Here is a 14,410-nt window from a genome sequence, read left to right on the forward strand (position 1 = left end):
ATGCATTGAACGGGCGAGGGCAATCAAGTGTCGTTATGCCTCGGAAATATGGAGGCATTACGGATTTTTCAAACCCTATCCGAGCCATTGTCGTTGAAGTGATTGTATATCTGACGTGCAACGGTTTCTGAAATACCTTCGACGGCCATAAGGTCGCCGAGCGCGGCGCGGGAAACCGCCTTCGCGGTGCCGAAATGCTGGAGGAGCGCCCGCTTGCGCGACGGGCCGATGCCGCCGATCTCGTCCAGCGGGTTCTTGATCATTTCCTTCTTGCGACGCGCCCGGTGCGAGCCGATGGCGAAGCGATGCGCCTCATCCCGCAGACGTTGGATAAAATACAGCACGGGATCGCGCGGCGGCAGCGAGAAATCCGGCCGGCCGGCGGCAAAGAAGCGCTCGCGCCCGGCCTCGCGGTCCGCACCCTTGGCAACGCCGATGGCCGTCACGGCTTCGGTAATGCCGAGATCGGCGAGAATGGCGCGCACGGCCGTCATCTGGCCCTGACCGCCGTCGATCAGGATCACATCCGGCCAGGCGGGGAAGCCTTCTTCCTCTACCGGCGGCTGGGCGCGGTCGGGAATACCTTCCTCCTTGATCAGCCGCTGGAAGCGCCGCGTCATCACCTCACGCATCATGCCGAAGTCATCGCCGGGCGTGATGTCTGTCGAGCGGATATTGAACTTGCGGTACTGGTTCTTGACGAAGCCTTCCGGCCCGGCGACGACCATGCCGCCCACCGCGTTCGTACCCATGATGTGGGAGTTATCGTAGATCTCGATACGGCGCGGCACATAAGGCAGGGCGAAGGTTTCGGCAAAGCCCTTCAGCAACCGTTCCTGCGAAGCGGTTTCGGCCAGCCGCCGCCCATGTGCCTCGCGGGCGTTCGCCTCGACATGACCGACGATGTCCTTCTTCTCGCCGCGCTGGGGAATGAGGATGTGAACCTTGTGGCCGCTCTTTTCCGAAAGGGCGAGCGCCAGCAACTCGCGCTCTTCCACTTCCTGCGAAAGCAGGATCTGGCGAGGCACAGGCTTGTCGTCATAGAACTGCGCAAGGAAGGCGCCGAGTACCTCGCCTTCGTTGAGCGAGGGGTCGGCCTTCGGGAAATAGGCACGGTTGCCCCAGTTCTGGCCGGTGCGGAAGAAGAAGACCTGGATACAGGTGAGCCCGCCTTCGTGATGAATGGCGAAGACGTCCGCCTCTTCGATGCCGGTCGGGTTGATGCCCTGATGGCTCTGGACGTGGGAGAGGGCGGCCAGACGGTCGCGGAACACGGCGGCGCGCTCGAAGTCGAGATCCTCCGCCGCGGCGTTCATCGATTTCGCCATCTCCTCCTTCACCTTCTGGCTCTTGCCGGAAAGGAAGTCCTTCGCCTCGGCCACGAGTTCCGCATAGTCCGCCTTGGAAATCTCGTGGGTGCAGGGCGCGGCGCAGCGCTTGATCTGATGAAGCAGGCAGGGGCGGGTGCGGGTTTCGAACACCGAATCGGTGCAGGTGCGGATGAGGAAGGCGCGTTGCAGCGAATTGATGGTGCGGCCCACGGCGCCGGCGGAGGCGAAGGGACCGAAATAATCGCCCTTGCGGGCGCGGGCGCCGCGATGCTTGTAGATGGCCGGCGCATCGGTATCGCCGGTGATGAGGATATAGGGAAACGACTTGTCGTCGCGCAGAAGCACGTTGAAGCGCGGGCGCAGCCGCTTGATGAGGTTGGCTTCGAGCAGCAGCGCTTCGGTTTCCGTGCGCGTCGTCACGAATTCCATGTGCGCGGTTTCCCGCACCATGCGCGACAGCCGGTTGGAATGGACGCGGCCCTGCGCATAATTGCTGACCCGCTTCTTCAGCGAGCGCGCCTTGCCGACATAAAGAACGTCGCCCGCCGCGTTCATCATGCGATAGACGCCCGGTGCGTTCGGCAGATGCTTCACGAACTCGGCGATGAGGTCGGCGCCCGTCAGTCCGGCCTCGTTCTTCCAGCCCTCGTTCCAGTCGAAATCGGCCGACAGCACCGACGGAATCGATTCGGCGGCGCCGATATCGTCGTCGTCATCGTCCTTTTCGTCATAGAGGATGCCCCCGTCGGGGACCTTGCCTGAAGTCATTCCGAAATTCCTGCCACGTCGGGCGTTTCCCAGGCCAGATGCTGGCCGCCATCGAGCGCAATCATCTGGCCGGTGATGGAAGGCGTGTCATAGAGAAAACGGACGGTGCGTGCAAACTCCGCGAGCGCAGGCCCGCGTTTCAGGATGACGCCATCCACCTGTGCCTGGAAGTCCGCCGGGTCCTGCCGGTCGCTTTTCATCGTCGGACCGGGGCCGATGGCGTTGACGCGGATGCGCGGTGCAAGGGCCTGCGCCAGCGTCTGGGTCGCGGTCCAGAGCGCGGCCTTGGAAAGCGTATAGGAATAAAAGCGCGGATTGAGCGCCCAGACGCGCTGGTCGATGATGTTGACGATCAGGCCGTGACGGTCTTCGGGCAGGGCGGCGGCAAAGGCGGCAGCGAGGATCGACGGCGCCCGCACATGAACGGCGAAATGGGCATCGAAGCTTTCCGCGTCGAAAGCGGTTGCCTCATCATTGCGGAATGTCGATGCATTGTTGACGAGGAGATCGATCGGGCCGACGAGATCGGTGGCACGGGCGATCAGGCTGGAGGTTTCCGCGAGATTCTGAAGATCGGCGCCAACGGCTGCCGCCCGATACCCGGCCCGGTTAAGCGTACCGGCCAGTTCTTGCGCTTCGTCAAACGACCCGTTGGCGTGGATGGCAACGGCAAAGCCTTGCGAGGCCAAACCCTCGACGATCGCCTTGCCGATACGCTTTGCGCCACCTGTTACCAGTGCTGCCGCCTGTCTATCCCCCGACAAATTCTTGACCCTTCCCGCCGCGTTACATCGTGGACAGGATATAATTCCTGAATCTCAGGATGGAATAGGGGAAGCGTCCAGTTGCTATGAAAATTTATACAGCGGATAGATTTGAATTTAATTTAGTAATGATCGACGAGTTATGAAGTTATTGTTGAATTAATACATTGTTATGGTTAATAAATACCCTGTGGCGGTGTAGCAACATCCATTTTTGAACACGGCTGCGCCACAATGAAATCATAATTTGGCTCTTTCATTTCCTCAATTTTAGTCAAAATACAAACTCGGAACGGACGGGATTTCCCGCCAGATTAGACGCATTGCTTGCATGTTCTGTGTAGCGAGCCTTGCGGACCGAAAAGGAGAAGACAATGCGTACCATTCTTGCAACCCTTCTGGCCTCGACCATTGCTGTCGCCGCATTCTCGGGCGCCCATGCTGCTGACGCCATCGACCAGGTTCCGGAAGCGCCGATCGCAAACGACCCTATCTCTGCCCCGAAGGGTAACTGGGAAGGCGCCTATGGCGGTGCTGCCGCCACCTACGAAATGGGCCGTTTCGGCAACAACAAGGACTACAACGCCCGCGCTTTCGGCGGCTCGCTCTACGGCGGTTACAACCTCCAGAGCGGCCAGATCGTCTACGGTCCGGAAGCTGACATCGGCTACTCGGGCAAGGACGGCAAGAGCTTCAGCGGCACCGTCAAGGGCTCGCAGGGCGTCAACGGCTCCATCCGTGGCCGCGTCGGCTACGACCTGAACCCGGTCATGATCTACGGCACCGCCGGTCTCGCCGCTTCGAACAACGAAGTGAAGGATGCCACGACCTCTGACAGCCGCACGGCTCTCGGCTACACCGTTGGCGCCGGCGTTGAAGGCTTCGTGACCGACAAGATCACGGCTCGCGTCGAATACCGTTACACCGACTACCAGGCCAAGAACTTCGACCTCGCGTCGGGCAACAAGAAGGTTGACCTCGACGAACATTCCGTCAAGGTCGGCGTCGGCTACAAGTTCTGATCCTGGGTTGATTTCAGGTACGCAGGAGCCGGGCGATGAGTCCGGCTTTTGTGTTTTCAGGCTGGCAGAAGCAAAAAGCCCGGATCGCTCCGGGCTTTTGCATGTCAGGTCCGCGGCTTCAGTTCGTCCCAGGCGGGGAAGCGCTCCTTGAAAGCATCCAGCCAGCCGAGCAGGGTCGGGTGGTCGGCTTCCCACTGACCCTCGAAGCGGATCAGGAGGTAGCCAAGGGCGGCGGCAAATGCGAAGTCGCCGGCGGTCAGCGTTTCGCCGAAGGCCGGCGGGTCGCGTTCGAGCAGGGCAAGCGCGCGCTTGGCCTTGGTCCACTGCTTGTCGATCCAGCCCTGATGAACCTTGTCGGCCGGGCGGGTCCGGTACTCGTACTGGATGGCCAGCAGGCAGTCGGCAAGCCCGTCGCCCAGTGCTTCCAGAACGTCGGTTTTCAACGCTGCCTCGGCATCCTTCGGATAGAGCTTGCCGCCCGAAATGCGGTCGAGATGGCGGTTGATCGCTACGCTGTCGTAAACCGGGCGGCCATCGTCCAGCAAAAGCGTCGGGATCTTGCCAAGCGGATTGTTATCGACCAGCACGGCCGGGCTGTCGGCGGTCACGACCGTTTCCGCTTCGAAGGCGATGCCGGCGTAACGGGCGGCCATTCGCACCTTGGCGGAGTAGGGCGAGGCGGAGGACTGGAGCAGTTTCATGGATGGCGATCCTTATCTTGCGGCGGGAATGGTGATGTTATCGATGCGGCAGGCCTGGCGGTCGACTTCGCCGCAGGTGCGGAACTGGAGATCCCTGGTCATGCAGATGCGCACCTCGTCCAGCCTGCGGCCATCACAGGTCACGGCGATGCCGGCGGGTGAGAGACCGGGATTGGCGGCGATGAAGGCATCCTCGATGTCCTTCGGCGAATCGTTCTGCATGCGCCGCCCGTCAGCATAGGCTTTCGGCATTGCCACACGGTTCCAGGCGGCGGCCAATACGGCGAAATAATCCGTCTGCGACAGGCCCGAGCAAGTGCCGTGCTTGCGCCACTGGTGTCCAATCAGCCCCATGGACGGCATGAACGCGGCGAGGTCGCGGCCGATGGCGGAGGGAACGCGCTCCGGTTCGCTGCTCTGGCAAAATTGCGGATAGCCGCTTTCGTTCTGCGGCCACAGGCCATGCACCACGAAGCCGCGCGGCGTGTCCTTCACGCATTGCGGATCGCCGTCGCGCGCTTGTCCGCTCTGGCAAAAGGTGGGCGACCAGGACAGCGAGAGAACGTAAAAATCAAAGCCGGTGCCGCGCGGTACCGCGTTTGACGGCTTCGGCGCGGCGGGGGCGGAGCTTTGCGGCGTGGTCTGCGCTGTTCCGATGGGCGTCGCCGGTGGTGCATCCCGGTCCGGCTTGCCGCGATCCTGAAGATAAATACCAAACGCCAGTGCGGCCAGAATCAGCAGCGGCAATGATTTTCTGAGCGTTACGGGCAAGGTGACCGTCCTTTCACGACCAACGACTGAATGCCACCGACTTTTGTGTCTTGACGTCCGGAAGGGTACAGCCGCTCGTATCATTCCGCCGCCGTGATTTGAAGCAAGCGTTGACGTTTTCGTGCAAGCCGCGCGGTTGAAATTGCCATGAGCCGGCGGGTAAGCTGTCATTCAGGCTTGAAAACGGTTCGCAAGCCCGAAAGGGAAGGAAAGCGTAAGCGGAATGGCATTCAGGAAATACCTCTGGCTCGTGGTCGGCCTCGCAACGATCGGATTTTCCGTATGGCTTCTTTATCACGAGCTGCGCGGCCTATCGTTTGCCGATCTCAAGGCGGGGTTCGCGGCCATTCCGCTCAAGGGCTGGCTTCTTTCGGGGGGCAGCACTGTCGTCGCCTATGCCGCGCTTGCCGGTTATGACCATATTGCCCTGCTGCACCTGAAGCGGAAGGTGCACTGGCTGTTCATCACCGTCTGCTCCTTCACCACCTATGCACTGTCGCACAATGTCGGTGCCTCGGTCGTCTCGGGTGCGGTGGTGCGCTACCGGGCCTATACGTCGCGCGGTCTTTCAGTGGCTGAAGTGGGCGTGCTGGTCGCGCTCTGCTCCGGCACTTTCGTGCTTGGGGTGATCCTGCTTGCGGGGCTCGTTCTGGTCGTCGAGCCGGATATTCTCGTGCGCTTCGCCGATGTGTTGCCCATGGAGTTTTCCAGGGCTTCAGGCATCGTATTGCTCGGCGTCGTGGCGCTCTATGTCGTCGGCAGCTTCCTCAAGCTCAGGCCGTTCCGCATCGGGCCGGTCTCTGTGGTTTACCCGCAGCCATCCATCGTCGCGCGGCAGCTCGTCATCGGCCCGCTTGAACTCATCGGCGCGGCCGGAATCATCTATTTCGCGCTGCCTGAAGCGGGAAATCCGGGCTTCGTCGTCGTGCTCGGTATTTTCCTGGTGTCCTTTTCCGCAGCCCTCATTTCGCATGCGCCCGGTGGTCTGGGCGTGCTGGAACTGGTCTTCGTCATGGGGTTGCCCGATATGGACCCGGCAAGCGTCGTCGTGGCGCTATTGGTCTTTCGCCTGTTTTATCTCATCGTGCCGTTCATCGGTGCGCTTTTCGTCATTCTGCTGTTCGAACGCGCCCAGTTTTTGGAGAGGCCGAAAGAATAGCGCTTCAGTCCTCGCCACGCAGCCAGAAGGCGCGGTGGGAGGCGAATCGGTCTTGCGCCAGCTTTTCCCTGAGCACCGGCAGAAGCACATGCAACTCGTCCTTCAACGTGTAAGGCGGGTTGACGATGATGAGACCCGAGCCGGTCAGTCCGGTCGTTTCGCGGTCGGAGCGCACGAGAAGTTCGGCGCACAGCATTTTCGGAATTTCCAGCGCCTGAAGCGCCTCGTGGAACTCGCGGATCGGCGCACCCTTCTTGATGGGATACCACAGGCAGAAGGTGCCGCCGGAAAAGCGGCGATAACCCTTGGCGAGCCCGTCCACCAGCCGCTCATATTCGCCCTCGATCTCGAAGGGCGGATCGACCAGCACGATGCCGCGCTTTTCCTTGGGCGGCAGATGCGCATTGAGCGACAGCCAGCCATCGAGTTCCGTCACGCGCACCTGATAATCGCCCTCGAACTGGCGGGCGAGGCGGCGGCAGTCTTCCGGATGCAGTTCCATGGCCGAGAGCCGGTCCTGCGGGCGCATGAGAATGCGGGCGAGCTTCGGCGAGCCGGGATAGTAGCGGATGCCGCCCTCCGGGTTCAGGCTGCGCACGGCATCGAAATAGGGCGCGAGAAGCGTTGCAACCTTCTCCGGCAGTTCGGCGTCGATCAACCGGCCGATGCCATCCACCCATTCGCCGGTCTTCTGCGCCTCTTCGGAGGTCAGATCGTAAAGCCCGATGCCGGCATGGGTGTCGAGAATGCGGAACGCCTTGTCCTTGTTCTGCATGTAGCGGATGAGGAGCGCGAGCACCGCGTGTTTCAGCACGTCGGCAAAATTGCCCGCGTGATAGATGTGCCGGTAATTCATGGGTGTCGCTCCGCGGAAAACTTTTGACCATGGGCAAATCGCCCTTCTGGCCGCTCGTCAAATGGCTTATACAAAACCAATGACAGTTGCGACCCCGATCAGCCCCAAATTCACCATCGCCCATACGGTTTGCCCGCATGATTGTCCCTCCGCCTGCGCGCTGGAGGTCGATCTCGATGCAGAAGGCCGCGCCGGGCGTTTTCGCGGATCCAATGCCAACACCTACACGGCTGGCGTCATCTGCGCCAAGGTGGCGCGTTACACCGAGCGGCTCTACAGCCCCGATCGCCTGATGACGCCGAAGCGTCGCCGGGGCGCCAAGGGCGCTGGCGACTGGCAGGAGATTTCCTGGGAAGCCGCGCTGGACGAGGTGGCGGAAGCCTTCGTGAAAGCGGAAGCCGCGCACGGCTCGGAAGCCGTCTGGCCCTATTTCTATGCGGGCACGATGGGGCAGGTGCAGCGCGATTCGATCGAGCGGCTGCGTCATGCCAAGAAATACTCCGGCTTCATGGGCACGATCTGCACCAACATGGCGTGGACCGGCTATGTGCTGGGCACCGGCGCGTTGCGTGGTCCCGACCCGCGCGAGATCGCGAAATCGGATTGCGTCGTGCTGTGGGGCACGAATGCGGTGGCGACGCAGGTCAATGTGATGACGCATGCCGTGCGTGCCCGCAAGGAACGCGGCGCGAAGATCGTCGTCATCGACATCTACGACAACCCGACGATGAAGCAGGCCGACCTGCCGCTGGTGCTGAAGCCCGGCACGGATGCGGCGCTCGCCTGCGCTGTCATGCACATTGCCTTTCGTGACGGTTACGCCGACCGGGATTATATGGCGAAGTTCGCAGACGACCCGGTAGGACTGGAAGCGCATCTCAAGACGAAGACACCGGAATGGGCCGCGGGTATCACCGGCCTTTCGGTGGAAGAAATCGAGACCTTCGCCCGCCTTGTCGGCGAAACGAAGAAAACATTCTTCCGCCTTGGCTACGGCTTCACCCGCCAGCGCAACGGCACGGTTGCCATGCATGCCGCACTGTCGCTGGCGACGGTGCTTGGCTCATGGCAATACGAGGGCGGCGGGGCCTTCCACAATAACGGCGAAATCTTCCGCTTCGACAAGGCGGCGCTGATGGGCACGGCCTATGCCGATCCGGACATCCGCATGCTCGACCAGTCGCAGATCGGCCGGGTGCTGACCGGAGACGCCGAAGCGCTCCGCCATCGCGGCCCGGTGACTGCACTGCTGATCCAGAACACCAATCCCATGAACATCGCGCCGGAGCAGCGACTGGTGAAGCGCGGTTTTGCCCGTGACGATCTCTTCGTTGCCGTGCATGAGCAGTTCATGACCGACACGGCGCAGATGGCCGACATCGTGCTGCCTGCGACCATGTTTGTGGAACATGACGACCTCTATCGCGGCGGTGGGCACAGCCATATTCTCATCGGCCCCAAGATCGTCGAGCCGCCGCCGACCGTGCGCACCAATCTCTTCGTGATCGAGGAACTGGCGAAGCGCCTCGGCGTCGATCACATGCCCGGCTTCGGGCTGACGGAGAAGGAGCACATCGCAAAGCTTCTCGGCCCCTCCGGCACCACGCTGGAGCGCATTACCGAAGAGCATTGGCTGGATTGCCAGCCGCCCTTCGAAGATGCGCATTATCTGAAGGGTTTCGGCCACAAGGACGGCAAGTTCCATTTCCGGCCGGACTGGATCAATGGGGTCACACCCAACCGCCCGCCGAAAAGCGTCGGCCTGTTGGGACCGGTCGCGGCCTTGCCGGCGTTTCCCGATCACGTCGAAACCATCGAAATGACGGATGCGGAGCATCCCTTCCGTCTGGCGACGTCACCGGCCCGCAATTTCCTGAACTCCAGCTTTGCCGAGACGAAGACCTCGCGGCAGAAGGAGGGCAGGCCGGAAGTGATGGTGAACCCCAGGGATGCGGAGGCTCTCGGCATCGTCCACGGCGATCTCGTGCGCATCGGCAATCCTCGTGGCGATCTGCGTATTCATGCCAGCGTGACCGAAAGCGTGCGCCCCGGCGTACTCGTCGCCGAAGGGCTCTGGCCCAACAAGGCACATCTGGACGGCGAAGGCATCAACATATTGACCGGCGCGGACCCGGTCGCGCCCCATGGCGGCGCGGCGGTTCACGATAACAAGGTCTGGCTTCAGAAGGCGTAACGACATGAACGACAAGACCAGCGGCATCACCCTGATCGGGCGTGAGCCCCTTTCGCAGGGCTTTGTCAGCCTGGAGCGGTTGACGGTGGAGCAGACCGTGCCCGACGGGCGCACCGTCACGCTGCAGCGCGAGGTGCACGACCACGGTCATGGCGCTGCCATCCTGCTTTACGATGCCGCCCGCCGGATCGTCGTTCTCGTGCGTCAGTTCCGGGCCGGTGCCTTCGCCGCCGGCGAACCGCCGTTCCTGCTGGAAGTGCCGGCCGGGCTTCTCGAAGGCGATCATCCCGAAGAAGCGATCCGCCGCGAAGCGATCGAGGAAACCGGCTTCTTCGTGGAGCAGGCGCATTATCTGTTTGATGCCTTTGCCAGCCCCGGCACGCTGACGGAAAAGATCGCCTTCTTCGTCGCCTTCGTCAGTGCCACCGACCGGGTGACGAATGGCGGCGGACTGGATGATGAGCACGAATTCATCGAAGTGGTGGAAGTGCCGCTGGACGAAGCCTTCGCAATGATCCGCAGCGGCGGCATCCGTGATTTGAAGACCGTGACGCTCCTGCAATGGGCCATGCTGAACCGCGCGGCACTCGATACTTGCAAGGTGCCGGAGTGAGCGAAACGAAGATCCTGTTTGAGCGGGCCGTTCCCATCATCCGCATTTTCGATATCGCCAAGGCCCACGAATTCTATCTGGGCTTCCTTGGCTTCAGCGTGGACTGGGAGCATCGTTATGGCGAGAATTTCCCGCTCTATACGCAGGTGTCTCGCGGCGGCCTTGCGCTCCATCTTTCCGAACATGCGGGTGACGCCACGCCGGGGGGCACGACGGTCGTGTACATGAAAGGTATCCGCGCGCTTCATGCCGAACTGGCCGCGCACCGTTACCGCTACATGAAGCCGGGCCTGGAGGATGAGGGAACGCGGCTTGAGGTGCAGGTCACCGATCCGTTCGGCAACCGCATCCGTTTCATGGAAATAAAGGAAAACTGAAAGCCTCGTGGCGGCAAGCGTCAGACGGAAACGATGGACTGTTCCGGCTTCCCGCCGGAGGCGAGGGCGAAAACGGCCTTACCGCCTTCCATCCGCACCTTGCCCTCGGCAAAGAGCTTCAGCGCTTCCGGATAGACCCTGTGTTCCACGGTCAAGATGCGCGCGGCCAGCGTTTCCGCCGTATCATCAGTCAGAACCGGAACAGCCGCCTGAGCGATGATCGGGCCCTCATCCATGCCCTCGGTAACGAAATGCACCGTGCAGCCGGCAATCCGCATGCCGGCGTCGATGGCGCGCTGATGCGTGTGCAGGCCGGCGAAGAGCGGCAGCAGGGCAGGGTGGATATTGATGATCCGCCCCTCATAGGCGCGGATGAACTCGGCACTCAGCAGGCGCATGTACCCGGCGAGGCAGATGATGTCCGGCGAAAGCCGCGCAAGCTCGGCAAGGATCGCCGCCTCGTGCTCGGCCTTGCCGGCGTAATCCTTGCGGACATGCGCGAAAGTGGGAATGCCGAGCGTATCGGCCTTTACCAGCCCGCCCGCATCCGCCTTGTCGGAGATGACGCCGACGATCTCGGCCGGAAAGTCAGGACGCGCCGCCGCTTTGGCGAGCGCCATCATGTTCGATCCGCCGCCGGAGATGAGGACGGCGACCCGCTTGCGCGCCGCGCCGCTCATAGACCAAGCGTGCCCTTGTAGACGACGCCCGGTGCGTCTTCGCCGCGCGCGATCATGCGGCCGAGCGAAATGACCTTCTCGCCGCCGGCTTCAAGGGCGGCGGTCACAGCGCGCTCGGCATCGGCCGGAACGACGACGATCATGCCCACGCCGCAGTTGAAGGTGCGCAGCATTTCCTTCGGCTCCACGCCGCCCGTCTTGGCGAGCCAGGAGAAGACCGGCGGCACGGCGATCGCCGAAAGGTCGATCTCGGCGGCCAGATGCCTGGGAAGGACACGCGGAATGTTTTCGGGGAAGCCGCCGCCTGTGATGTGGGCGAGCGCCTTGATGCTGCCCGTCTCGCGGATGGCCCTGAGAATCGGTTTCACATAGATGCGCGTCGGCGTCAGCAGCGCTTCGCCCAGCGTCTTGCCATCGGCAAACGGGGCCGGGGCATCCCAGGCGAGACCGGAGAGGCCGACGATCTTGCGCACCAGCGAATAGCCGTTGGAGTGAACACCCGACGAGGTGAGGCCGATGATGACGTCACCCTCGGCGATATCGCCGGCCGGCAGCAGAGCGCCGCGTTCAGCCGCACCCACGGCAAACCCTGCGAGGTCGTAATCGCCGCCCTGATACATGCCGGGCATTTCGGCGGTCTCGCCGCCGATCAGCGCGCAGCCTGCCTCACGGCAGCCGGCGGCGATGCCGGAGACGATCTCCGCGCCCTGATCCGGGTCGAGCTTGCCGGTGGCGAAATAGTCGAGGAAGAAGAGCGGCTCGGCGCCCTGCACCACGAGGTCGTTGACACACATGGCCACGAGGTCGATGCCGACCGTCGAATGGAAGTTGGCGTCGATGGCGATCTTCAGCTTGGTGCCGACGCCGTCATTGGCCGCCACCAGAACCGGGTCCTTGAAACCTGCGGCCTTCAGGTCGAAGAGACCGCCGAAGCCGCCGATCTCGCCGTCCGCGCCGGGGCGGCGCGTCGAGCGGACGGCGGGCTTGATCTTCTCCACGAGAAGATTGCCGGCGTCGATATCCACGCCTGCGTCGCTGTAAGTGAGGCCGTTCTTGCCCGGCTTGGTCATGGGGCTCTCCGCTCTTGAATAGGGGTCCACGGGGGCTTTTCCGAGGCAATTCGCACGGGCGGGGGCGATATGCAAGGGCAATGCTTGCAATGGCGGGGTTTTTTCACCGCTGTGCGGGCCGATCCACCGCCGGTCCTTGACCCGCTTTACCCCTGCGCCCTATCTCTTGGGACATTGCCTCGGGAAGGACCGGAGAATGACGACATCCATCGACAGTGCCAGCCTGAAGCGTCAGGCTCTGTTCTGGGGCTTTGCCCTCCTGCTTTTCATCGCTTTTCTCATGGTGTTCAGTTCCATTCTCCTGCCCTTCGTGGCGGGCATGGCGCTTGCCTATTTCCTCGATCCGGTCGCCGACCGGCTGGAGCGGCTCGGCCTGTCGCGCATGTGGGCAACCGTCGTCATCCTGATCGCCTTCGTCATCGTCTTCGTTCTGGCGCTCGTCATCATCATTCCGGTCCTCGCCAACCAGACGTCGGAATTCATCGCCCGCCTGCCGGGTTACGTGTCCCAGCTTCAGGCGCTGATTGCCTCGTCCGGCGATACGTTCCTGCCGGACTGGGTGAGCGGCCAGGTCGCGGCGATCAAGGAGAACTTTTCCAAATATCTGGCCGAAGGCGCCGGCTTTCTCGGCACGCTGTTCGGCCAGATCTGGAATTCCGGCAAGGCGCTGGTCGACATCATCTCGCTCTTCGTGCTGACGCCGGTCGTCGCCTTCTATCTGCTGCTCGACTGGGATCGCATGGTCGCCAAGGTCGATAGCTGGATCCCGCGCGACAGCGTGCACACAGTGCGCGCTATCGCCGGCGAAATGGATTCCACCATATCCGGCTTCGTGCGCGGGCAGGGGTCGCTTTGCATCATTCTCGGCCTCTATTACGGCATCGGCCTGTCGCTGGCGGGGCTGAACTTCGGCTTGCTGATCGGTCTTTTCGCCGGCGCCATCAGTTTCATTCCCTATATCGGTTCCATCCTTGGCCTCATTCTCGCGGTCGGCGTGGCGCTGGTGCAGTTCTGGCCGGATTATCCGATGATCGCACTGGTGCTCGCCATCTTCTTCACCGGTCAATTCCTGGAGGGCAACATTCTCCAGCCGAAGCTGGTGGGCAACAGTGTCGGCCTGCACCCGGTCTGGCTCATGTTCGCACTGGTCGCCTTCGGCGCGCTGTTCGGCTTCGTGGGGTTGATGGTGGCGGTGCCGGCGGCTGCGGTGGTCGGCGTGCTCGTGCGCTTCGCGCTCAGGCGCTATCTTGACAGCGACCTCTATCACGGCCATGCCGCGCTTTCGCAGAAAGATGGCCCGGACGCCTCCGGACCGTATAGCTGAGTTGATTGTTTCAGTAGCAATGAGTGACGACAAGAAAGCCCATACGAAGCGCCCGGCGGCAGAGCAGTTGCCGTTGGCCTTTGCCCATGATCCGGCAACGGGCCGGGAGGATCTGCTGGTTTCCGATCCGCTGACGGCGGCGGTATCGATCGTCGATGCCTGGCCGCACTGGCCGTCTCCCGTGGTGGTTCTGACCGGCCCCGCGGGCTCCGGCAAGTCGCACCTCGCTGCGATCTGGCGGGAAAAGAGCGGTTCTGCAATCATCAGGCCGACGATGGGAAGCGATGCTGCGGCGCTGGCGGCGCAAGGCCCCGTCCTGTTCGAGGATGCCGACCGCGCCGGTTTCGACGACACGGAACTCTTCCACGTCATCAACAGCGTGCGCCAGCACGGCACGAGCCTTCTGATGACGGCACGGCTGTGGCCAATGGGCTGGAACGTGGCGCTGCCGGACCTGAAGTCGCGTCTCAAGGCGGCGACGGTTGTGGAAATCGGGGAACCTGACGAGGACCTGCTCGGCCAGATCATCATCAAGCTCTTTGCCGACCGCCAGCTCGCCATAGACGAGAAGGTGGTGGCCTATATCGTGCGGCGCATGGAGCGCTCTCTGGCGGCGGCAAACGATATCGTTGACAGGCTGGATCTTCTGGCGCTTTCGCGCGGTACGCGCATTACCCGCGCGCTGGCCGCCGAGGTTCTGGAACGAAGGGAGGAGGCCTCCGGGACAGATTGACTGTCATGTTTCCATCGCAAACCTGCTATAGTCCGGGATGGTCAGGT

14 protein-coding genes are annotated in these 14,410 nt (G+C 62.4%); 7 read left to right on the top strand and 7 right to left on the bottom strand.

What is annotated here, in order from left to right; translation table 11 throughout:
- Positions 1 to 68: 68 nt before the first annotated feature.
- Both uvrC and GGQ66_RS06220 read right to left on the bottom strand, forming a co-directional pair.
- A complete protein-coding gene (gene uvrC / locus GGQ66_RS06215) occupies positions 69 to 2,099 on the bottom strand; it encodes an excinuclease ABC subunit UvrC (RefSeq protein ID WP_183790559.1) in 2,031 nt (676 codons plus the stop codon).
- Positions 2,096 to 2,863, bottom strand: coding sequence for an SDR family oxidoreductase (locus GGQ66_RS06220; protein ID WP_183790561.1), 768 nt, complete (start codon positions 2,861 to 2,863; stop codon positions 2,096 to 2,098). The genes uvrC and GGQ66_RS06220 overlap by 4 nt, the downstream gene beginning before the upstream one ends.
- 374 nt (positions 2,864 to 3,237) lie before the next feature.
- Between GGQ66_RS06220 and GGQ66_RS06225 the strand changes: the two genes are divergently transcribed.
- The gene (locus GGQ66_RS06225) at positions 3,238 to 3,885 is read left to right on the top strand and encodes an outer membrane protein (RefSeq protein WP_183790563.1); all 648 of its coding nucleotides are present in this window, start codon (positions 3,238 to 3,240) and stop codon (positions 3,883 to 3,885) included.
- A gap of 104 nt (positions 3,886 to 3,989) precedes the next feature.
- On the opposite strand, the gene GGQ66_RS06230 is transcribed toward GGQ66_RS06225, so the two are convergent.
- Positions 3,990 to 4,586, bottom strand: coding sequence for a glutathione S-transferase family protein (locus GGQ66_RS06230; protein WP_183790565.1), 597 nt, complete (start codon positions 4,584 to 4,586; stop codon positions 3,990 to 3,992).
- A 12-nt stretch (positions 4,587 to 4,598) separates the two neighbouring features.
- On the bottom strand, positions 4,599 to 5,357 hold the full coding sequence (locus GGQ66_RS06235; protein WP_237358807.1) for a ribonuclease T2 family protein: 759 nt from the start codon (positions 5,355 to 5,357) through the stop codon (positions 4,599 to 4,601).
- Positions 5,358 to 5,580: 223 nt separating this feature from the next.
- Between GGQ66_RS06235 and GGQ66_RS06240 the strand changes: the two genes are divergently transcribed.
- Entirely contained in the window at positions 5,581 to 6,516 is a 936-nt protein-coding gene (locus GGQ66_RS06240; protein WP_183790569.1) for a putative bifunctional lysylphosphatidylglycerol flippase/synthetase, read from the top strand.
- 4 nt (positions 6,517 to 6,520) lie between these two features.
- Here GGQ66_RS06240 and GGQ66_RS06245 read toward each other — a convergent pair whose 3' ends face one another.
- Positions 6,521 to 7,372: a 23S rRNA (adenine(2030)-N(6))-methyltransferase RlmJ gene (locus GGQ66_RS06245; protein WP_183790571.1), complete on the bottom strand. Its 852-nt coding sequence runs from the start codon at positions 7,370 to 7,372 to the stop codon at positions 6,521 to 6,523.
- A gap of 79 nt (positions 7,373 to 7,451) precedes the next feature.
- On the opposite strand from GGQ66_RS06245, the gene GGQ66_RS06250 reads away from it, so the two are divergent.
- From GGQ66_RS06250 to GGQ66_RS06260, 3 genes are read left to right on the top strand one after another with little or no spacing between them, the layout of a single operon-like run.
- Positions 7,452 to 9,566 (top strand): molybdopterin-containing oxidoreductase family protein, encoded by a 2,115-nt coding sequence (locus GGQ66_RS06250; protein WP_183790573.1) that lies wholly within the window; start codon positions 7,452 to 7,454, stop codon positions 9,564 to 9,566.
- Positions 9,567 to 9,570: 4 nt separating this feature from the next.
- The gene (locus GGQ66_RS06255) at positions 9,571 to 10,179 is read left to right on the top strand and encodes an NUDIX domain-containing protein (RefSeq protein WP_183790575.1); all 609 of its coding nucleotides are present in this window, start codon (positions 9,571 to 9,573) and stop codon (positions 10,177 to 10,179) included.
- On the top strand, positions 10,176 to 10,556 hold the full coding sequence (locus tag GGQ66_RS06260) for a glyoxalase superfamily protein (RefSeq protein WP_370686302.1): 381 nt from the start codon (positions 10,176 to 10,178) through the stop codon (positions 10,554 to 10,556). The genes GGQ66_RS06255 and GGQ66_RS06260 overlap by 4 nt, the downstream gene beginning before the upstream one ends.
- A 20-nt stretch (positions 10,557 to 10,576) precedes the next feature.
- Here GGQ66_RS06260 and purN read toward each other — a convergent pair whose 3' ends face one another.
- Together purN and purM are read right to left on the bottom strand one after the other, a co-directional pair.
- Complete coding sequence (gene purN / locus GGQ66_RS06265; RefSeq protein WP_183790577.1) at positions 10,577 to 11,236, bottom strand: phosphoribosylglycinamide formyltransferase; 660 nt, start codon at positions 11,234 to 11,236, stop codon at positions 10,577 to 10,579.
- On the bottom strand, positions 11,233 to 12,306 hold the full coding sequence (purM, locus tag GGQ66_RS06270) for a phosphoribosylformylglycinamidine cyclo-ligase (protein ID WP_183790579.1): 1,074 nt from the start codon (positions 12,304 to 12,306) through the stop codon (positions 11,233 to 11,235). Before purM ends, purN begins: the two co-directional genes overlap by 4 nt.
- Positions 12,307 to 12,502: 196 nt before the next feature.
- Here purM and GGQ66_RS06275 point away from each other — a divergent pair, with 196 nt between their 5' ends.
- Positions 12,503 to 13,630 (top strand): AI-2E family transporter, encoded by a 1,128-nt coding sequence (locus GGQ66_RS06275; RefSeq protein WP_183790581.1) that lies wholly within the window; start codon positions 12,503 to 12,505, stop codon positions 13,628 to 13,630.
- Positions 13,631 to 13,649: 19 nt separating this feature from the next.
- Positions 13,650 to 14,363 carry a DnaA regulatory inactivator HdaA gene (hdaA, locus tag GGQ66_RS06280; RefSeq protein WP_183790583.1) on the top strand — a complete coding sequence of 238 codons (714 nt, stop codon included), beginning with the start codon at positions 13,650 to 13,652 and terminating at the stop codon, positions 14,361 to 14,363.
- The last annotated feature ends 47 nt before the right edge of the window (positions 14,364 to 14,410 follow it).

This window comes from Allorhizobium borbori (assembly GCF_014196535.1).
Lineage (GTDB): Bacteria > Pseudomonadota > Alphaproteobacteria > Rhizobiales > Rhizobiaceae > Ectorhizobium > Ectorhizobium borbori.